This is a genomic window from Streptomyces sp. NPDC002156, assembly GCF_053593675.1.
On record NZ_JBSFDA010000137.1, the window covers coordinates 1 to 19,956 of the forward strand.

14 protein-coding genes are annotated in these 19,956 nt (G+C 70.1%); 10 read left to right on the top strand and 4 right to left on the bottom strand.

Annotated features, from left to right (window positions below):
* Window positions 1–101: 101 nt before the first annotated feature.
* On the bottom strand, window positions 102–1,721 hold the full coding sequence (locus ACWCRB_RS37165) for an NADH-ubiquinone oxidoreductase-F iron-sulfur binding region domain-containing protein (RefSeq protein WP_451000274.1): 1,620 nt from the start codon (window positions 1,719–1,721) through the stop codon (window positions 102–104).
* Window positions 1,718–3,031 (bottom strand): cytochrome b/b6 domain-containing protein, encoded by a 1,314-nt coding sequence (locus tag ACWCRB_RS37170; protein ID WP_451000275.1) that lies wholly within the window; start codon window positions 3,029–3,031, stop codon window positions 1,718–1,720. Before ACWCRB_RS37170 ends, ACWCRB_RS37165 begins: the two co-directional genes overlap by 4 nt.
* 470 nt (window positions 3,032–3,501) lie before the next feature.
* On the opposite strand from ACWCRB_RS37170, the gene leuS reads away from it, so the two are divergent.
* The 8 genes from leuS to holA all read left to right on the top strand — a co-directional run bounded on the left by leuS (window position 3,502) and on the right by holA (window position 14,419).
* On the top strand, window positions 3,502–6,384 hold the full coding sequence (leuS, locus tag ACWCRB_RS37175) for a leucine--tRNA ligase (protein WP_451000276.1): 2,883 nt from the start codon (window positions 3,502–3,504) through the stop codon (window positions 6,382–6,384).
* A gap of 162 nt (window positions 6,385–6,546) precedes the next feature.
* Window positions 6,547–7,308: a hypothetical protein gene (locus ACWCRB_RS37180; RefSeq protein WP_451000277.1), complete on the top strand. Its 762-nt coding sequence runs from the start codon at window positions 6,547–6,549 to the stop codon at window positions 7,306–7,308.
* A 105-nt stretch (window positions 7,309–7,413) separates the two neighbouring features.
* Complete coding sequence (locus tag ACWCRB_RS37185; RefSeq protein WP_235479166.1) at window positions 7,414–8,259, top strand: DegV family protein; 846 nt, start codon at window positions 7,414–7,416, stop codon at window positions 8,257–8,259.
* Window positions 8,260–8,444: 185 nt separating this feature from the next.
* Window positions 8,445–9,593, top strand: a complete 1,149-nt coding sequence (locus ACWCRB_RS37190) for a helix-hairpin-helix domain-containing protein (RefSeq protein ID WP_451000278.1) — start codon at window positions 8,445–8,447, stop codon at window positions 9,591–9,593.
* Window positions 9,594–9,712: 119 nt separating this feature from the next.
* Window positions 9,713–12,262, top strand: coding sequence for a ComEC/Rec2 family competence protein (locus ACWCRB_RS37195; RefSeq protein ID WP_451000286.1), 2,550 nt, complete (start codon window positions 9,713–9,715; stop codon window positions 12,260–12,262).
* A gap of 4 nt (window positions 12,263–12,266) precedes the next feature.
* Window positions 12,267–13,094, top strand: a complete 828-nt coding sequence (locus ACWCRB_RS37200; protein WP_451000279.1) for an arylamine N-acetyltransferase family protein — start codon at window positions 12,267–12,269, stop codon at window positions 13,092–13,094.
* Between the two features lie 30 nt (window positions 13,095–13,124).
* On the top strand, window positions 13,125–13,370 hold the full coding sequence (locus ACWCRB_RS37205) for a hypothetical protein (RefSeq protein WP_235479169.1): 246 nt from the start codon (window positions 13,125–13,127) through the stop codon (window positions 13,368–13,370).
* A gap of 59 nt (window positions 13,371–13,429) precedes the next feature.
* On the top strand, window positions 13,430–14,419 hold the full coding sequence (gene holA / locus ACWCRB_RS37210) for a DNA polymerase III subunit delta (protein WP_389353348.1): 990 nt from the start codon (window positions 13,430–13,432) through the stop codon (window positions 14,417–14,419).
* 359 nt (window positions 14,420–14,778) lie between these two features.
* Here holA and rpsT read toward each other — a convergent pair whose 3' ends face one another.
* Complete coding sequence (gene rpsT / locus ACWCRB_RS37215) at window positions 14,779–15,045, bottom strand: 30S ribosomal protein S20 (RefSeq protein WP_105975817.1); 267 nt, start codon at window positions 15,043–15,045, stop codon at window positions 14,779–14,781.
* A gap of 231 nt (window positions 15,046–15,276) precedes the next feature.
* Here rpsT and lepA point away from each other — a divergent pair, with 231 nt between their 5' ends.
* Together lepA and ACWCRB_RS37225 are read left to right on the top strand one after the other, a co-directional pair.
* The gene (gene lepA, locus ACWCRB_RS37220) at window positions 15,277–17,145 is read left to right on the top strand and encodes a translation elongation factor 4 (RefSeq protein ID WP_451000280.1); all 1,869 of its coding nucleotides are present in this window, start codon (window positions 15,277–15,279) and stop codon (window positions 17,143–17,145) included.
* A gap of 249 nt (window positions 17,146–17,394) precedes the next feature.
* The gene (locus ACWCRB_RS37225; RefSeq protein WP_451000281.1) at window positions 17,395–19,269 is read left to right on the top strand and encodes an AMP-dependent synthetase/ligase; all 1,875 of its coding nucleotides are present in this window, start codon (window positions 17,395–17,397) and stop codon (window positions 19,267–19,269) included.
* Window positions 19,270–19,376: 107 nt separating this feature from the next.
* Here the strand turns inward: ACWCRB_RS37225 and ACWCRB_RS37230 are convergent, their stop codons facing one another.
* Entirely contained in the window at window positions 19,377–19,952 is a 576-nt protein-coding gene (locus tag ACWCRB_RS37230; RefSeq protein ID WP_451000282.1) for a response regulator, read from the bottom strand.
* Between the last annotated feature and the right edge of the window lie 4 nt (window positions 19,953–19,956).

The following is a 19,956-nucleotide window of genomic DNA, read 5'->3' on the forward strand; positions in this document are numbered from 1 at the left end:
GGTGGTACTGAGTCGCGCGGGGCGGTGGGGGGGCGGGGGGGGGGGGGGGGGGGGGGGGGGGCCCCCCCCCCCCCCCCCCCCCCCCCCCCCGCCCCGTGGGGTCAGCGACCGCTGCCGAGGGCGCGGCGGCCCCGGCCACCGCGCTGGGACAGGACCGGCAGACGGTCGGGGGCCGAGGTCCTGGTGTCCTCCTCGATGCGCAGCGCCAGCGCCGGGCAGCGGCGCACCGCGCGCAGCGCCTTCGCCTCCGCGTACCGGGGCACCTTCGCCTGCGCGACGGTGGGGAAGCCGTCGGCGCCCAGTTCGAAGACCTCCGGGAGGATGTCGGCGCACAGGCCGTGGCCCCGGCACAGCGTCCAGTCGACGAAGATCTTCTGACGGCTGGGGCCGTTCTCCTCCTCCGCCTGGCCGCCGGGGATGCCCGCGGGTCCCTGACCGCCCTCGAAGAGCGGCAGAACGCCTTCTACGGGCCTTCCGCAGCCGTTTCCGAGGACATGGGCGGCGAGGTCGTCGGTGAACGCCTTGATGGTCGATTCCAGGAACATCGCCGAGCCGTCCGGGTGCGAGCAGGCACCGCGCCGCTTCACGGACTTGGCGACCTGCTTGACGGCCTCCAGGGCGGCCGGGCCGCCGCCGTTGAGGATGTCCTCCATGCCGCGCGCCGCGGCGGGCAGACCGAGGTAGCAGGGGCCGCACTGGCCGGCGCTCTCCTCGGCCAGCCACTGGGCCACGCGCAGCGACTCGCCCAGCGGGCAGGTGTCCTGGCTGATCGGCAGGATCGCGCCGGCGCCGAGCGCACCGCCCACGGCGTCCAGGGAGTTGCGCGAGACGATCGCCTCGTTGACCGTCGCCGCGTCGATCCACTTGCCGTGGTAGCCGCCGGTCAGCACACCCTGCGGGACCGGCGGGGCGCCGGCGAGCTGGAGGACGTACCGCAGCGGTACGCCGGTCGGGACCTCGATCACCATGGGGCGGGCGACCGCGCCGGAGACCGTGAGCATGACGGTGCCCGGCTCGTCGTACAGGCCGGTGTTGCAGTAGCGCTCGGCGCCGATGCGGGCGGCGATCGCGAGCTGGGCGTACGTCTCGGCGTTGGACAGCAGGGTGGGTGCGCCGCCGACGCCGCTCTGCGAGGCGCTGATCTTGCGGCCGGGCGGGATCGCCGGGCCGCCGTCGATGGACCGGATCAGTGAGGCGGCGGCGCCGGTGACCATGCGGATCGGATTGCGCTGCACGCGCGCGCGGAGGGCCGATCGGCGGCCGTTGTTGAGGCCGCGTTCGGCGAGCGCCGCCTCCATGGAGCGCTGCGTGGATTCACGTGTCACCCCGATGACCAGGGTGCGGGCGCCCATGGCCTCCGCGCAGAGCAGGGCGCCGTCCAGGATCAGGTGCGGGGCACGGTTGACCAGCACCGTGTCCTTGCGGCAGGCGGGCTCGTCCTCGCTCGCGTTGACGACGACGACCGGCCGTACACCGCGGCGGATCGCCGACTCGGCGACCGACCGCAGCTTCTTGTGGAAGGGGAAGCCCGCGCCGCCGCGGCCCTTCAGGGAAATGCGCTCGGCGAGCTGCGCGAGCTGCTCGCCGCCCATCGGTTCGAGCGGCCCATGCACCTTGAGGTGCATGGGTAGATCAAGTCTCTCGACAAGGTCGAAACCCGACGTGAGCTGGGGAAGTCCGACCACACGGACTTCGGGTACGTCGGGCAGAGCCTCGTTCACTTAAAGCCTCCGGAAGGCGCGTTCCAAGGTTCGCCCGAACCCGGTGCGTCGAAGTCGTAGGAAGCACCGGGGTTTGCATCAGTGGCGGGACCGCTGTTGTACGTGTCGTTCGCGTTGTACGTGCCATAGGCGGCATTCGACTCACCGGTGTTGTACACATCACTCGTGCCGTACGGGGCGGCGCCCGGATTGCCATAGGCCGGGATGTTGTATCCGGTGTCGTTCATCGGGTCGTACGCCGACACGGGGGCCTCGCCGACGGGCGGCGGGGACGGGATCGGCCAGCTGCCCGACGTACTGCCGTCCATGCGCGGGATCGCCTCGGTGGCCTGCATGTCGCCCGGCATCTCCATGCGGGCGGTCTGGTCCATGTACGCGTCCTGCCCGCGCGGGGGTGTCACGGCGCGGTAGGCCGCCGCGAAGCCGTCGTTCGCGGGTTCGGGCGTCATGGTGCGGCTGGCCGGGGCGTCGTAGAGCGGCATCGATCCGGTGGAGGGGTTGCGCTGCGGGGGCACTCCCGCGTCCCCGCGCGCGGGCCTGCCGCCGCCCTGGCTCTCGTAGCCCGGCAGGGCGGACTCGCCGATGCGGGCCCGGCTCGCGTCCAGGTCGTCGCGGCCGTACTTCTCCTGGGTTCCCAGGATCGCCATGATCTGGGCGGCCACCTTGCGCTTGAACGGGCGGGGCGCCGAGCGCAGGGCCAGGGCTCCCATGACCGCGAGCAGGGACAGGCCGTACAGGATCGTGAAGACCGGCTTCGCCTCGCGTCCCGCGTACAGGCCGTGGACCAGCGCGAAGCACCAGGCCGGGTAGGCCAGCATGTGCATCGCTCGCCAGCGGGCCGCGACCGGGGCCGGGGAGGCGAACTGGCTGCGCAGGGCGCCGGTGACGGCCGTGAAGATCATGAGCAGGCCGGCCAGGGACCCGAAGCCGATGAGGCTCCCGGTGCCGGTGACGCCGAGGCTGAACGGGATCAGCGCGGCGACCAACGGGGCGTGGTCGAGCGCGACTTTGACCGAGATGTGCAGCAGCAGGAAGGCGACCGAGGCAACGGCGGTCGTCCGGTGCACGGCCTGCGCGATCAACCGCTGACGGGTGTTCAGGAACACCCGGTCGGTGGCGACCAGGCCCCAGATCACCGCGGAGGTGAGGGCGACCAGTGACAGCACGCCGGCACCGAAGTTCAGGAAGTCCTGGAGCTGGTCACCTCCGACCACCACGATCACGGGTATGAGCAGCAGCACGGCAGCCGTCGCCATCCCGTAGGCCGAACGGCCCGTCCTGGGAAGCGAACTGTTACTACGAGGGTTCATGGGGGCAACTCCGAGCGGTTCGGGAAGGCGGTCCCGCGTCGAACTCTAAGTCGAGACATACCGAGGAGTACGAGGTTTGAGTTATTGCGCTGTTACCAAAGGGCTGTGAGGCCGTTGTGATGTCCCATAGAGGTTGTTACGCGAAGTAATTATTGAACCTGGTTCAGCTTTTGCTGTGTGGCGATTCACGTGCCCGTTGGGGCATGGGGGAGTTGTGTGGGGGTCGTGTGAGGGTCGCCCAGGGCATGGCACCCGGTGCCATGTGCCCCCGGGAACTCCGTCGCGGCGCGCTCGACCGCTGCGGTACCCTGACGCCATGCGTGCCGTACGCCTTCTGCTTAGCGAGCCGCGCTGATCAGTCCCGACCACTGACGAATCGTGGTCGGCATCGGCGCGGCGTCCCCTCCTGTGCGAGGGGATTTTTCATTTCCAAGCCGCTGGCAGAGACGATCGATGGAGCTTTGAGGACCATGAGCGAGACGAACCCCGCTGCCACCGCCGAGGTCGCAGCGCCGCACCGCTACACGGCCGCCATGGCGGCCGACATCGAGGCACGCTGGCAGGACTTCTGGGACGCCGAGGGCACGTATGCCGCCCCCAACCCGAGCGGCGACCTGGCGGGCGACCCCGAGCTGGCCGCCAAGCCCAAGAAGTTCATCATGGACATGTTCCCGTACCCCTCGGGTGCGGGTCTGCACGTCGGCCATCCGCTGGGCTACATCGCGACCGACGTGTTCGCCCGCTTCCAGCGCATGACCGGCCACAACGTCCTGCACACCCTGGGCTTCGACGCCTTCGGCCTGCCCGCCGAGCAGTACGCCGTGCAGACCGGCACGCACCCGCGTGTCTCCACCGAGGCCAACATCGAGAACATGAAGGTCCAGCTGCGCCGGCTGGGTCTGGGCCACGACAAGCGCCGGTCCTTCGCCACGATCGACCCGGACTACTACAAGTGGACCCAGTGGATCTTCCTGCAGATCTTCAACTCCTGGTACGACGAGGAGTCGGACAAGGCCCGCCCGATCGCCGACCTGGTCGCCCAGTTCGAGACCGGCGAGCGCGCCGTACCCGGTGACCACGCGCGCGCGTGGAACCAGCTGACCGCCATCGAGCGCGCCGACGTCCTGGGCGAGTACCGCCTGGCGTACGCCTCCGAGGCACCCGTCAACTGGTGTCCGGGACTGGGCACCGTACTGGCGAACGAGGAGGTCACCGCCGACGGCCGGTCCGAGCGCGGCAACTTCCCCGTCTTCAAGGCCAAGCTGCGCCAGTGGAACATGCGCATCACCGCCTACGCCGACCGGCTGCTGAACGACCTGGACGCGCTGGACTGGCCCGAGGCCATCAAGCTGCAGCAGCGCAACTGGATCGGCCGCTCCGAGGGCGCCCGCGTCGACTTCCCGATCGACGGCGAGAACATCACGGTCTTCACGACCCGCCCGGACACCCTGTTCGGCGCGAGCTACATGGTTCTGGCGCCCGAGCACCCGCTGGTCGAGAAGTTCACCCCGGCCGCCTGGCCCGAGGGCACCCACGACGTCTGGACGGGCGGTCACGCCACGCCCGCCGAGGCCGTCGCCGCCTACCGCGCGCAGGCCGCCTCGAAGTCCGACGTCGAGCGGCAGGCCGAGGCCAAGGACAAGACCGGCGTCTTCATCGGCTCCTACGCGACCAACCCGGTCAACGGCGACCGGATCCCCGTCTTCATCGCCGACTACGTCCTGATGGGCTACGGCACCGGCGCGATCATGGCCGTTCCCTGCGGCGACCAGCGCGACTTCGAGTTCGCGCGCGCCTTCGAGCTGCCGATCCACTGCATCGTCGAGCCGACCGACGGGCGTGGCACCGACACCTCCACGTGGGACGGTGCCTTCGGCGCGTACGACGCGAAGATCATCAACTCGGCCAACGACGACATCTCACTGGACGGCCTGGCCGTCGCCGACGCCAAGGCGCGCATCACCGAGTGGCTGGAGCGCAAGGGCATCGGCCGCGGCACTGTGAACTTCCGGCTGCGCGACTGGCTGTTCAGCCGCCAGCGCTACTGGGGTGAGCCCTTCCCCATCGTCTACGACGAGGACGGCGTCGCCCACTCGCTGCCCGAGTCGATGCTGCCCCTGGAGCTGCCCGAGGTCGAGGACTACTCGCCCCGCACCTTCGACCCGGACGACGCGGACACCTCCCCGGAGACCCCGCTGTCCCGCAACGCGGACTGGGTGAACGTCACCCTGGACCTGGGCGACGGCCGCGGCCCCCAGAAGTACCGCCGCGAGACCAACACCATGCCCAACTGGGCCGGTTCCTGCTGGTACGAGCTGCGCTACCTGGACCCGCACAACGACCAGAAGCTGGTCGACCCGGCCATCGAGCAGTACTGGATGGGCCCCCGCGAGGGCCAGCCCCACGGCGGCGTCGACCTGTACGTCGGCGGCGCCGAGCACGCCGTGCTGCACCTGCTGTACGCCCGCTTCTGGTCCAAGGTCCTGTTCGACCTGGGGCACGTCTCCTCGGTCGAGCCGTTCCACAAGCTGTTCAACCAGGGCATGATCCAGGCCTTCGTGTACCGCGACAGCCGGGGCATCGCCGTACCGGCCGCCGAGGTGGAGGAGCGCGACGGCGCCTGGTTCTACGAGGGCGAGAAGGTCTCCCGGCTGCTGGGCAAGATGGGCAAGTCCCTGAAGAACGCGGTCACTCCGGACGAGATCTGCGCCGAGTACGGGGCGGACACACTGCGCCTGTACGAGATGGCGATGGGCCCCCTGGACGTGTCGCGGCCGTGGGACACGCGCGCGGTGGTGGGCCAGTACCGGCTGCTGCAGCGGCTGTGGCGCAACGTCGTCGACGAGGACAGCGGCGAGGTCACCGTCGTCGACACCGAGGCCGACGAGGTGGCACTGCGTGCCCTGCACAAGGCGATCGACGGCGTCCGCCAGGACCTGGAGGGCCTGCGCTTCAACACCGCCATCGCCAAGGTCACCGAGCTGAACAACCACCTGACCAAGGTGGGCGGTCCGGTCGCGCGCCCGGTCGCCGAGGCCCTGGTGCTGCTGGTCGCGCCGCTGGCCCCGCACATCGCCGAGGAGCTGTGGCGCAGGCTGGGACACACCGACTCGGTCGTCCACCAGGACTTCCCGGTCGCCGACCCCGCGTACGTCGTGGACGAGAGCGTGACCTGCGTCGTGCAGATCAAGGGCAAGGTCAAGGCGCGTCTGGAGGTCTCGCCGTCGATCTCCGACGACGAGCTGGAGAAGGTCGCGCTGGGTGACGACAAGGTCGTGGAGGCGCTGGCCGGCGCGGGCATCCGCAAGGTGATCGTCCGGGCGCCGAAGCTGGTCAACATCGTCACGGCGTAGCCGCCGCGGTAGCCGCGGGGGCAGGCACGGACGGTCCTTCGGGCAGCTCGGGGTAGTCCCCTACGGGCAGGTTCGGGGTTCTTTTGGAACTCCGGGCCTGCCCTTTGCGTTTACCGTTGAAGAGCGGCTGGCGAAGCCGCGACCGGTAGGAGGAGGAGCGTCGTGGAAGCCGCTGTCGCAGTTGTCGCCCTGCTCTTCCTGCTGTTCGTCGTGCTGGGGGTGTACGCCACGGTGAAGGTGGTCGGCGCGGCCAAGAGAGGCGTGGACCGCACGATCACGCAGGCCCGACGCACGGTCGAGGACACCACGCTGCGCGCCAAGTCCTACGCCCAGCTCGGCCCGGCCGGCGAACTGGCCCAGCTCAGGCTCAAGCTGCGTACGTCGATGCGGTCCACGCAGGACGCGCTGCACGCGGGCGTGGCCGAGGACGAGTCCCTCAAGGAGTCCCTCGGCCTCTTCGAGCGGCTCAGCGCGCACGGCCACGAGCTGGACGCCGAACTCAAGCGTCTGGAGTCCGAGCCCGACCGGGCCACGCTCGCCGGGCGACTGCCCGACCTGCGCGAACGCACCGACCAGATCACCCAGGCCGCCGACTCGCTGCGCTGGGCGGCCCGGGACCGGGCGTCCCGGTTCGCGAACGACGACCTGGACTCCCTGAGGACGCAGATAGACGTCGAGGCGGGCGCCCTGCGGCACTGGACGACGGCCGCGGAACCCGCGCCGACTCCTACCGCGACTCCCGCGCCCGCGCCGCCGCCGTGGCCCGAGGCCCCGGCCGCCGAAGGCGCCGCGGCTCAGCAGACCTGGCCGGACAGCCCGGACGCACGCCGGGCAGCCGAGCCGACCCGGCCCGCGATCACCCCGCCGGTCCAGCAGCCCGTCTATCCCTGGCAGAAGAAACCCCGTCCGGAGAGCACGACTTGATCCGCCGGGCGGACTCCGGTCCTGCCTCCTGTCTCGCCTCCGGCCTCGTCGCAGGTGAAAGGGGCGGGCTGCCGTCCATGGGCTACGGCAGGTAACCTCCAGCTCATGTCCCGCCATGTCGCGATCGTCACCGATTCAACGGCCTACCTGCCGCCGCGGACGATGGAGCGCCACGGCATCATCGCGGTGCCGCTGACCGTTGTCCTCGGCGACCGGGCCTTCGAAGAGGGCACCGAGATCTCGGCCCGTTCCCTGGCCCAGGCGCTCCAGAAGCGCCGGTCCGTCACCACCTCGCGGCCCAGCCCCCAGCTCTTCGCGGAGACCTACCGCAAGGTCGCCGAGTCCGGCGCCACCGGCATCGTCTCGCTGCACCTCTCCGCCGAGTTCTCGGGCACGTACGACGCCGCGGTGCTGGCGGCCCGGGAGGCGCCGGTGCCCGTGCGGGTGGTGGACACCGGCATGGTCGCGATGGCCCTCGGTTTCTGCGCGCTGGCCGCGGCCGAGGTGGCGGAGGCGGGCGGCACGGTGGACGAGGCCGTCACGGCCGCGGAGAAACGAGCCGCGGGCACGTCCGCGTTCTTCTACGTCGACACCCTCGACTATCTGCGCCGCGGCGGCCGGATAGGGGCCGCGCAGGCCCTCCTCGGGTCCGCCCTCGCCGTGAAGCCGCTGCTGCAACTGGACGGCGGACGCATCGAGCTGATGGAGAAGGTGCGCACGGCGTCCAAGGCCATCGCCCGGCTGGAGGAGATCGTCGCCGACCGGGCGGGTGGCGCGCAGGTCGACATCGCCGTTCACCATCTGGCCGCCCCCGACCGGGCGGCGGCGCTCGCGGACCGGTTGCGGGTACGAGTGCCGGGTCTGGCCGAGCTGCATGTGAGCGAGGTGGGGGCGGTGATCGGGGCGCATACGGGGCCTGGGTTGTTGGGGGCGGTTGTTTCGCCTCGGTGAGGGGTCCTGCGGGGCTTTGGGGGGCTTCGGTGGGGCTTCGCGGGTTGGGGGCGGGTTGGGGATCGTGTAGCTCCGGGCCGGGTGCGGCACTCGTGTGGGTGACGGAGTTATCCACAACCGGGCGGTAATCCACCGGAATTGAGCAAGATCATCGCGGGTGGGGTGGGTTGCTCCATCCTCGGCGCATGGCACTTCGATCACGTTCACGCGCAACCACTCCGACCAGCGGCCCGGGCCGCGGGCCGATGTCCGACGGCCGCGTCCGGCACGGTCATCGTCGTCCCCGTGGCCGGGCCCGACAGCATCAGGCGTCGGCCGACGAGATCCGCCGACGGGCGGAGGTGCTCTTCGGGGAACGGGTTCTGGAACGGCGGGAGTTGGGGAACGGGCCGCCGGGGGGTGAGCGGGATGCCGGGGCGGTGGGCAGCGGGGGAGAGGAACTGTTCGTCGGGCCGGTGGCAGGGCGTGGGGGCTCCGGTGCGGGCGCGGGCGTGGACGTCGGCAGGGGTGCCGCGGGTGTGGGTGCCGGTGTTGATGTCGGCGGTGGCGGTGGCGGTGGCGGTGGCGATGTCGGTGTCGGTGCCGTGGGTGGTCGGGCTGCTGGGGATTGGCAGGAGCGGGCCGGGCTTGCGGTGCGGGAGCGGATGCCTGTGTGGTTGCAGGCGCGGTGCGGTCTGGAGCGGCGGAGCGTCGTGGCGCTCACGGTGGTGCTGGTCGCCGCCGCGGTGCTTGCCGGACAGCACTTCTGGACGGGGCGTGCCCAGCCCGTTCCGGCGCCGGAGGTGGTTCGGGCGGCGGCTCCGTTCGAGGCGGCGCGGGCGGACGCGGCGGCCCGTCCCCGGGGTGTCGTGGGTGGAGTGGCCGGGGCGCAGATCGTGGTGGACGTCAGCGGCAAGGTGCGTGAGCCGGGGGTTCATCGGCTGCCGGCCGGGTCCAGGGTCGCCGATGCCTTGCGGGCTGCCGGTGGGGTGCGTCCCGGCACGAAGACGGAGGGGCTCAACCGGGCGCGGTGCCTTGTGGACGGCGAACAGGTGCTGGTCGGCGGAGCCGTGCCCGTACCGGGGGTGGTTGTGGGGGGTGCGGTCAGTTCGGGTGGGGTGGCAGCGGGCGGAACCGTGGGCGGGGCGGGGGCCGGACCGGCGGCGCCTGTTTCGTTGAACACAGCCACCGTGGATCAGCTCGACACCTTGCCGGGGGTCGGCCCTGTGCTTGCCCAGCACATCATCGACTACCGCACCCAGCACGGCGGATACCGGTCCGTGGACGAACTGCGTGAGGTGAACGGCATCGGCGAGCGGCGCTTCGCCGACCTGCGAAATCTCGTACAGCCATGAGCCGGGTTCCTGATGTCCATGACGGTCCGTTTGGGCGGTCGGTGGACGACGAGGTGGACGACGAGGTGGACGGCGAACCTCGCACGCCCGACGGTCGGGAGTCCCGCGCCCGCCGGTCCGTGCACGTTGCCTCGGGGAAACGGCTGGGGGCCGCCAATCCCCGGCAGGAAGGGCCGACGGATCTGCGGTTGGTGCCGCCCGCGCTGGCGGCCTGGGGGACGGCCGCACTGACGTTGGGTGTCTCGCCGGGCTGGGTGACCGGTGTCGCGGTCGTCTGTTCGGTCGTGGCCGGAGTGCTTCTGCTGGTACGTCGGACCTCGGGGAGATCCGGTCTCTCGGCGCAGGGACAGCCTCGGTGCAGCAGCTGGTCGCGGGTTTCCGTGGCCGCCGTACTGCTCTGTGTCGCCGCGGCCGCCGTCTCCGCCGGGTTGCACGGGGCCGATCTGCGACGGGGGCCGGTGCCGGGGCTGGCGCGGCAATATGCCGGCGTGACCGCCGAGTTGGAGGTCACCTCCGATCCACGTCTCACCCGGCCCCGGATCCAGGGCGCTCATGCCGCGCCGAGTGCTGTACTGCTCGACGCCGATGTCCGGCGCGTGGAGGAAGCGGGCGGGGGCGCGGTGGCGACGCGGACGCCTGTGCTTGTGATCGTCGACGTGGGCGTGAAGCCGAGGAAGGCGGGGCCGTTCCGGCGGGCGGAGGCGGAGGCGGAGGCGGCGGCGGGCGGTTCGGAGCGGTCGCCTTGGCTGGGGCTGCTGCCGTCCACGCGGCTGCGGGTGACCGGACGGCTTGTGCCCGCGTTGACGGGCGGTGACCGGGTCGCGGCCGTGCTGCGGGTACGGGACCGGGCGGCGCCGGAGGTGGTGGGGGAACCGTCGGCGGCGCAGCGGTTCGCGGGGCGGCTGCGCGCGGGGTTGCGGGACGCCACCGATGGGCTGCCGGCGGATGCGCGGGCGTTGCTGCCCGGGCTGGTCGTCGGGGACACCTCACGTGTCACACCTGAGCTGGACGAGGCGTTCAAGGAGACCGACCTCACGCATCTGATGGCGGTCAGCGGGGCGAACTTCACGATCCTCCTCGCCCTGCTCATCGGCCCGCCCGCCCTTGCCCAGCAGGTCGAGCGGCGGGGCCTCGCACCCCGTCTGGGCATGTCCCTCCGGGCGACCGCACTGCTCGGCGGCGCCCTCACCCTGGGATTCGTCGTCGTGTGCAGACCAGACCCGAGTGTGCTGCGGGCGGCGGCCTGCGGTTCCGTCGCGCTGCTCGCCCTAGCGACCGGGCGCCGTCGGTCACTGATCCCGGCGCTGGCGACAGCGGTACTGCTGCTGGTGCTGTACGACCCCTGGCTGGCCCGGAGTTACGGCTTCCTGCTCTCCGTCCTCGCCACCGGCGCCCTGCTCACCCTCGCGCCCCGCTGGAGCCCGGCGTTGCGCAGGCGCGGGGTGCCGCCACGGCTGGCCGAGGCGCTGGCCGCCGCCGGTGCCGCGCAGGCCGTGTGCGCGCCGGTCGTGGCTGTGCTGTCGGCGCGGGTGAGCCTGGTGGCCGTGCCGTGCAACCTGCTCGCGGAGTTCGCCGTCGCCCCGGCCACGGTGCTGGGCTTCGCGGCGCTGGCCACGGCGCCGGTGGCGATGCCGGTGGCCAAGGCGTTTGCCTGGGGTGCGAGTTGGCCCGCCGGGTGGATCGTCGACATCGCCCGCACGGGGGCGGCGCTGCCCGGCGCGGGAGTGGACTGGCCGGGCAGTTGGACCGGCGCGCTGCTGCTCGGGCTGTGCATGGTGCTTGTCGTGTTCGTCGGCGCGCGGCTGCTGAAGCATCCCTGGTGGTGCGCGGCCTGCGGGGTGCTGTTGCTCCTGGTGGTGGCGCGGCCGGCGCCGTTGACCAGGGCGATCACGGGGTGGCCGCCGCCGGGGTGGCGGTTCGCGATGTGCGACGTGGGGCAGGGCGACGCGACCGTGCTCGCGGCGGGGGAAGGCACCGGTGTGGTCGTGGATGCCGGGCCCGACCCGGCACTGGTCGACCACTGTCTGCGCGAACTCGGCATCACCAAGGTGCCCTTGGTGATCCTCACGCACTTCCACGCGGACCATGTCGCCGGGCTGCCCGGCGTACTGCGCGGGCGTTCGGTGGGCGCGATCCAGACGACAGGGCTCGAAGAGCCAGAGGACCAGGCCGAGTTCGTGCACCGGGAGGCGGCCGTCCGGCGTATCCCGGTGACGCGTGCCGTGGCCGGTGAGCGGCGGCGGACGGGCACCCTCGACTGGGAGGTGCTGTGGCCGGCACCGGCGCCGGCACCCGAGCCTGAGGGCGCCAACGACGCCAGTGTCACGCTGCTCGTACGGTCGGCGGGGCTGCGCCTGCTGCTCCTCGGGGACCTGGAACCGCCGGCCCAGCGGGCGTTGCTGAGGACTCCGGGCGCGGCGGGGCTCCGGGGGGTGGATGTCCTGAAAGTCGCCCACCACGGGTCGGCCTATCAGGACCCGGACCTCATACGGGCGGCGGCCCCGAGGCTGGCGCTCATCTCCTGCGGCGCGGACAACACGTACGGGCATCCCGCGCCCAGCACGGTGGCGGCGCTCAGAGACGGGGGAGCCGTGGTGCTGCGTACGGACGAGGACGGGGCGCTGGCGGTCGTCGGGGCGGGCCGGGAGTTGGGGGTGGCGCGAGACTGAGGCCATGAACTCCGCACAGGCTGATGCCTACCTCCGTCGGCTCGGCGCCGAGCGCCCGGCACGGCCCACCCTCGACGTGCTCCGCGAGCTGCAGCTGCGGCACCTCATGGCGGTGCCCTTCGAGAACCTGTCGATCCATCTCGGCGAGCCGATCGTGCTGGAGGAGGACCGGCTGCTGGAGAAAGTGGTGGGCGCCCGTCGGGGCGGGTTCTGCTACGAACTCAACGGTGTCTTCGGGGCGTTGCTCACGGCGTTGGGCTTCGACGTCACGTTGCTCGCGGCGCGGGTGTACGGGGACGAGGGGCGGCTGGGGATTCCGTACGACCATCTCGTGCTGCGGGTGCGGACTGCGGATGGCGGTGACTGGTTGGTTGATGTGGGGTTCGGGGCGCACAGTCACTATCCGCTGGCGATGGGGGAGCGGGGAGAGCAGGAGGATCCGGGGGGTGTGTTCCGGATTGTCGGGGCGGGGGCGGGGGCGGGGGCGGAGGGGGAGGGGGACCCCGGGGATCTGGACGTGGTTCGGGACGGTGGACGGCAGTACCGGGTGGAGTTGCGGCCCCGGGTGCTCCGGGATTTCGTGGCCGGGGCCTGGTGGCACAGCACCTCGCCGGAGTCGCACTTCACGCGGTCGCTGGTCTGTTCGCGGGTCACGGAGGACGGAGGGAGGGTCACGCTCAGTGGGCGCGGTCTCACGGTGACGACGCCGGGTGGGGAGAAGGAGGTGCGGGAGTTGGGGGCCGACAGCGAGGTGCTTGCCGTGTACCGGGAGTGGTTCGGGGTCGAGTTGTCTGTTGTGCCGAGCGTTCGAGGGGCTGGTGGGGGTGACTGAGGTGGGGGCGGGGTAGCGGAAAATGTCTTCGTGAGCGATGTGAGACATGTGCTGGTGCTGCCCGACCGTGATGCCGCCGAGGACGTGGTCGAGGCGCTGCGTGACCGGTTCGGCCTTGCTGAGGAGCCGCAGCTCGTACGGGATGCGCTGGCCGGTGAGGACGATGCCGAGGACGCTCAGTGGCTCGTGGTGCTGCGGGACGAGGCGGGGCGGCTGGATCCGGCGGAGCTGGACGAGTTCGTGGGGGAGTGGGAGGGGTGGCGTGAGGAGCCGTAGTCGGTAGTCGTGGCTGAGGGCGGGCCGCGTTGTCAGTGGCTCGTGGGATGCTTTCGGGGATGGCCAAGAAGACCGCACATGACGACCCTCTCGCCCCTGTCACGCTTGCCGTGGGCCAGGAGGACCTCCTGCTCGACCGTGCCGTGCAGGAGGTGGTGGCCGCCGCTCGGGCCGCCGACGCCGACACGGACGTACGAGACCTGACCTCGGACCAGTTGCAGCCGGGCACGTTGGCCGAGCTGACCAGTCCGTCGCTGTTCGCTGAGCGCAAGGTCGTGGTCGTACGCAACGCGCAGGATCTTTCGGCCGACACGGTCAAGGACGTGAAGGCGTACTTCGGGGCGCCGGCGGAGGAGATCACCCTGGTGCTGCTGCACGCCGGGGGAGTCAAGGGCAAGGCGCTGCTCGACGCGGCCCGTAAGGCGGGGGCGCGGGAGGTGGCGTGCCCCAAGATGACGAAGCCGGCGGATCGGCTGGCGTTCGTGCGGTCGGAGTTCCGGGCGACCGGGAGATCGGCCACGCCCGAGGCGTGCCAGGCGCTCGTCGACTCGATCGGGAGTGATCTGCGGGAGCTGGCGTCCGCGGTGAGTCAGCTTGTCGCGGATGTCGAGGGCACGATCGACGGGGCGGTGGTCGGGCGGTACTACACGGGGCGGGCGGAGGCGTCGAGCTTCGAGGTCGCCGACCGGGCGGTCGAGGGGCGGGCGGCGGAGGCGCTGGAGGCGTTGCGGTGGTCGTTGTCCACCGGGGTGGCGCCGGTGATGATCACCAGTGCGTTGGCGCAGGGGGTGCGGGCGATCGGGAAGCTGTCGTCCGCTCGGGGTGGGCGGCCGGCGGATCTTGCTCGGGAGTTGGGGATGCCGCCGTGGAAGATCGATCGGGTGCGGCAGCAGATGCGGGGGTGGACTCCGGATGGGGTTGCTGTGGCTTTGCGGGCGGTGGCTGCGGCGGATGCGGGGGTCAAGGGGGGCGGGGATGATCCTGAGTACGCGTTGGAGAAGGCTGTTGTGGTGATTGCTCGGGCTGCTCGGTCTCGGGGTGGCAGGTAGGGGTTTTTCGCCCCCGCCGCCCCTACCCGTCCCATCCTTCTGGGGGCTGCGCCCCCAGACCCCCCTTTCGGCCTGAACGGCCTCGTCCTCAAACGCCGGACGGGCTGGATGGCGGCCCTCCGTCCTCAAACGCCGGACGGGCTGGAATGCCCCCGCTCGTCCGCAAGCTCAGGACCGGCTGAAATACCGAAGGCCCCGACAGATGTCGGGGCCTTCGGATAAAGCGTGTTGCTGTGGTGGCTTCCACGCCCGCGTGGCGAACGCAGTCGTGCGTGGGAGCCGGGGTGCCGGGTGGGAGCGGATGAGAGGGCCCGCTCTGGTCCCTCCGGCGGTTTGGATCAGATCAAAGAACTGGAGGTTCAGCCCTTGAGGGTGGCGACCTTGGAAGCAAGCGCCGACTTCTTGTTGGCGGCCTGGTTCTTGTGGATGACGCCCTTCGAGACGGCCTTGTCGAGCGCACGCGCGGCAGCGCGCTGAGTCTCGGTGGCCTTCTCGACGTCACCCGCGGCAGCGGCCTCGCGGGCCTTGCGGATCGCGGTCTTCAGGGAGGACTTGACGGCCTTGTTGCGCAGCCGGGCCTTCTCGTTGGTCTTGATCCGCTTGATCTGGGACTTGATGTTCGCCACGAATGAGCCTCTACAGATTCAGGCACGGGGCCGCTCGGGTCCCGTACCGATGATTTTCCAGAAGATGTGCCTCGCGCTGAGAGGGCATGAGACACAGCTACCCAGACTACCAGTGGGCCTCCGAGTGGCCCAAACCGGCCCCCGCTCCCCGCCCGTGGGACCATGGAGCCTACGTATCGATCCGACCCGAGACCGCAGACACTGCGGACGCCTCAAGAATCAGGACCCTGCGTGCCCGCGATCCCTAGCCACGTCCCCGCGCCGAGCCGTACCGCCCCGGCTCAGATCCGCAATTTCTGCATCATCGCGCACATCGACCACGGCAAGTCCACGCTCGCCGACCGGATGCTCCAGCTGACCGGTGTCGTCGACCAGCGGCAGATGCGTGCTCAGTACCTCGACCGGATGGACATCGAGCGCGAGCGTGGCATCACGATCAAGTCCCAGGCCGTGCGTCTGCCCTGGGCGCCCTCGGACGACCCGGGCAACACGCACATCCTCAACATGATCGACACCCCGGGGCACGTCGACTTCACCTACGAGGTCTCCCGGTCCCTCGCGGCCTGTGAGGGGACCGTTCTTCTTGTCGACGCCGCTCAGGGCATCGAAGCCCAGACCCTCGCCAATCTGTATCTGGCGATGGAGAACGATCTGAAGATCATTCCGGTGCTCAACAAGATCGATCTGCCGGCCGCCCAGCCGGAGAAGTTCGCCGCGGAGCTCGCCAATCTCATCGGCTGCGACCCCGACGACGTCCTCAAGGTCTCCGCCAAGACCGGGCTGGGTGTCGAGGCGCTGCTCGACAAGGTCGTCGCCGAGGTGCCCGCCCCGATCGGTGTCCAGGACGCTCCCGCGCGCGCCATGATCTTCGACTCGGTGTACGACTCGTACCGCGGTGTCGTGACGTACGTACGTGTCATCGACGGGCAGCTCAACAAGCGTGAGCGCATCCGGATGATGTCCACCAACGCGACCCACGAGCTGTTGGAGATCGGCGTCTCGTCCCCCGAGATGACGCCGGCCGACGGGCTGGGCGTCGGCGAGGTGGGCTACATCATCACCGGCGTGAAGGACGTACGGCAGTCCAAGGTCGGTGACACCATCACCACGCTCAACAAGGGGGCGACCGAGGCGCTCGGTGGGTACAAGGACCCCAAGCCCATGGTCTTCTCGGGCCTGTATCCGCTGGACGGGTCCGACTACCCCGAGCTGCGCGACGCCCTCGACAAGCTCCAGCTCAACGACGCCGCCCTCGTCTACGAGCCGGAGACATCGGCGGCGCTGGGCTTCGGGTTCCGGGTCGGGTTCCTGGGGCTTCTTCACCTTGATGTCATTCGTGAGCGGCTGGAGCGTGAGTTCGGGCTCGATCTCATCGCCACCGCGCCCAACGTGGTCTACCGGGTGGTGATGGAGGACCGCACCGAGCACACGGTCACCAACCCGAGCGAGTTCCCCGAGGGAAAGATCGACGACGTCTACGAGCCGGTCGTACGCGCCACGATCCTCGCGCCGTCCGAGTTCATCGGGTCGATCATGGAGCTGTGCCAGACCCGGCGCGGTGTGCTGCTCGGCATGGACTATCTGTCGGAGGACCGGGTCGAGATCCGGTACACCCTGCCGCTCGCGGAGATCGTTTTCGACTTCTTCGATCAGCTGAAGTCAAAGACCCGGGGGTACGCCTCCCTCGACTACGAGCCCACCGGTGAGCAGGCCTCCAGCCTCGTCAAGGTCGACATCCTGCTGCACGGTGACAAGGTCGACGCCTTCTCGGCGGTCACGCACAAGGACGCGGCGTACGCCTACGGGGTGCGGCTCGTCGCCAAGCTGCGCGAGCTGATCCCGCGGCAGGCCTTCGAGGTGCCCATCCAGGCGGCCATCGGCTCGCGGGTCATCGCCCGCGAGACCATCCGCGCCATCCGCAAGGACGTTCTCGCCAAGTGCTACGGCGGTGACATCTCGCGTAAGCGGAAGCTGCTGGAGAAGCAGAAGGAGGGCAAGAAGCGGATGAAGATGGTGGGCTCTGTGGAGGTTCCCCAGGAGGCTTTCATCGCCGTCTTGTCGAGCGACGACAACGCGGGGTCGGGCAAGGGCAAGAAGTAGCCAACGCCGACCCGTGGGAATCGGGAGAATGGGGGCTCGTCGCGTACGAACGCGGCGGGCCCCCTTCGTGTACGTGCCATCGGTCCTGTAGGAAGCGAACAGGCGCTCGCTGGAGAAAGTGACAGGCCGTCGCCCCTTACGCGCTGGCCGGTCGCGCTTTACTCTGATCTCTGCTCGGTAGTTACTCGCGAGTTAAACAAGACCGCAAATGAGCCAGCCGCCGCACTGCCGCGGGCCCCGGAGGATGTCGTGAGCGACACACAGACCTTGATCGAGAACCGTCCGCCGTCCGTGGCGGGTCTTTTCCTGGATCGCGTGGCCGCCACGCCGGAAGCCGAGGCCTACCGTTACCCGGTGCCCCCGGCCTCCGGTGAGGGCCCCGACGACTGGAAGTCGCTGACCTGGGCGCAGGCCGCCGAACGCGTGTACAACATCGCCGCCGGGCTCATCGAACTGGGCGTACAGCCGGAGCAGCGCGTCGCGCTCGCCTCCGCCACCCGCGTCGAGTGGATCCTCGGCGACCTCGGCATCATGTGCGCCGGCGCCGCCACGACCACGGTGTATCCGCAGACCAACACCGACGAGTCGGCCTTCATCCTCGCCGACTCCGCCAGCAAGGTGCTGATCGCCGAGGACGCGACCCAGCTCGCCAAGGCGCAGGAGAAGCGCGCCGAGCTGCCCGAACTCACCCATGTCGTGGTCATCGACCCGGCCGGTGTCGAGACCGGCGACGGGGTGCTCACCCTCGCCGAGCTGGAGCAGCGCGGTGCCGCGTACCTGGAGAAGAACCCGGACCTGATCAAGGAGCGGGTCGGGGCGATCACGAAGGACCAGCTCGCGACCCTCATCTACACCTCCGGCACCACCGGCCGCCCCAAGGGGGTCCGGCTGCCGCACGACAACTGGTCGTACATGGCGAAGGCGATCGCCGCGACCGGGCTGATCAGCGCCGAGGACGTCCAGTACCTGTGGCTGCCGCTCGCGCATGTGTTCGGAAAGGTGCTGACCTCCGGCCAGATCGAGGTCGGGCACGTCACCGCCGTCGACGGCCGCGTCGACAAGATCATCGAGAACCTGCCGGTCGTGCAGCCGACGTACATGGCCGCCGTGCCGCGCATCTTCGAGAAGGTCTACAACGGGGTCGCGGCCAAGGCGCGGGCCGGCGGCGGCGCCAAGTTCAAGATCTTCCAGTGGGCCTCCGGGGTCGCCCGTGAGTACGCCAAGGTCAGCCAGGACAACTTCCGGCGTACCGGCGCCGCCTCCGTGCCCTTCGGTCTCGCCGCGAAGCACAAGGTCGCCGACGCGCTGGTCTTCGCGAAGATCCGCGAGGCTTTTGGTGGCAACCTGCGCGCCTGTGTCTCCGGGTCGGCCGCCCTCGCGCCCGAGATCGGGTTCTTCTTCTCCGGCGCCGGCATCCACATCCTGGAGGGCTACGGGCTCACCGAGTCCTCTGCCGCGTCCTTCGTCAACCCCGGTGAGGCGTACCGGACCGGCACGGTCGGCAAGCCGCTGCCCGGTACGGAGGTGCGGATCGCGGACGACGGCGAGATTCTGCTGCGCGGGCCCGGCATCATGGAGGGCTACCACGGGCTGCCCGAGAAGACCGCCGAGGTGCTGGAGTCCGACGGGTGGTTCCACACCGGTGACATCGGGGAGCTGTCTCCGGACGGGTATCTGCGGATCACCGACCGGAAGAAGGACCTGATCAAAACGTCGGGCGGGAAGTACATCGCGCCGGCCGAGGTCGAGGGGCAGTTCAAGGCGGTCTGCCCGTACGTCTCCAACATCCTCGTCCACGGGGCCGACCGGAACTTCTGCACCGCTCTCATCGCGCTCGACGAGCCGTCCATTCTGGGCTGGGCGAAGGACAACGGGCTTGAGGGGAAGTCGTACGCGGAGGTTGTGGGTTCGGCGGGGACGGTGGCTCTCATCGAGGGGTACGTCACGGAGCTGAATGCGGGGCTTCAGCGGTGGCAGACCATCAAGAAGTTCCGGTTGCTGCCTCGGGATCTTGATGTTGAGCATGGGGAGATCACGCCGAGTCTGAAGTTGAAGCGGCCGGTTGTTGAGCGGGAGTACAAGTATTTGATTGATGAGATGTATGCGGGCTCTCGCGAGGCGTAGCGCGGAAGGGGTGGGGTGGCGGGGACTGACGGCGGGTGCGGGTCCGTTGTGGCTTGTCGCGCCCACGCGGCGGAGCCGCAAATCGATACAGCCCCGCGCCCCTGAGGTCAGAATCCGCGCCCCCTGTTCATCAGTTGGCGTAGGTCTCGGATCCGGGTTAGCAACTCCTCGGTGCTCGGTGGGTTCTCGCTGGACAACTGGGCCTCCAGGTCCGCCAGTTGCGCGCTGATCTCGCTGTCGCCCGCGTGTTCCCTGCTGAGCATGCGTTCCAGTTGCTGGTTTTTTCTGTGGAGGTCCAGGAAGACCGTGACCTTTGCCCGTAGTACCCAGGGGTCGAACGGCTTCGTCAAGTAGTCGGCTGCGCCTGTGGCGTAGCCGCGGAAGGCGTAGCCCGCGTCGGAGTCCGTGCCTGTCAGGAAGATGATGGGGACGTCTTTCGTCTGGTCCAGGCGTTTGATGTTGGCGGCTGTTTCGAAGCCGTCCATGCCCGGCATCCGGATGTCCAGGAGGACGACCGCGAAGCGGCGGCGGAGGAGGGCCTTCATCGCCTCCTCGCCCGAACGGGCGCGCACCAGCGGTTCGTTGAGGGAGGCCAGGACCGCCTCCAGGGCGATCAGGTTGTCCTCCATGTCGTCGACCAGGAGGATGCCGGCGCGGTCGTCTGTCGTTTCCTCAGGGCTCATGGGG

Excerpts from the sequence above, each read along its gene's own strand:
- ACWCRB_RS37170 (WP_451000275.1), bottom strand. The coding sequence starts at position 3,031 with ATGAACCCTCGTAGTAACAGTTCGCTTCCCAGGACGGGCCGTTCGGCC.
- leuS (WP_451000276.1), top strand. The coding sequence starts at position 3,502 with ATGAGCGAGACGAACCCCGCTGCCACCGCCGAGGTCGCAGCGCCGCAC.
- ACWCRB_RS37185 (WP_235479166.1), top strand. The coding sequence starts at position 7,414 with ATGTCCCGCCATGTCGCGATCGTCACCGATTCAACGGCCTACCTGCCG.
- ACWCRB_RS37190 (WP_451000278.1), top strand. The coding sequence starts at position 8,445 with ATGGCACTTCGATCACGTTCACGCGCAACCACTCCGACCAGCGGCCCG.
- ACWCRB_RS37200 (WP_451000279.1), top strand. The coding sequence starts at position 12,267 with ATGAACTCCGCACAGGCTGATGCCTACCTCCGTCGGCTCGGCGCCGAG.
- holA (WP_389353348.1), top strand. The coding sequence starts at position 13,430 with ATGGCCAAGAAGACCGCACATGACGACCCTCTCGCCCCTGTCACGCTT.
- ACWCRB_RS37230 (WP_451000282.1), bottom strand. The coding sequence starts at position 19,952 with ATGAGCCCTGAGGAAACGACAGACGACCGCGCCGGCATCCTCCTGGTC.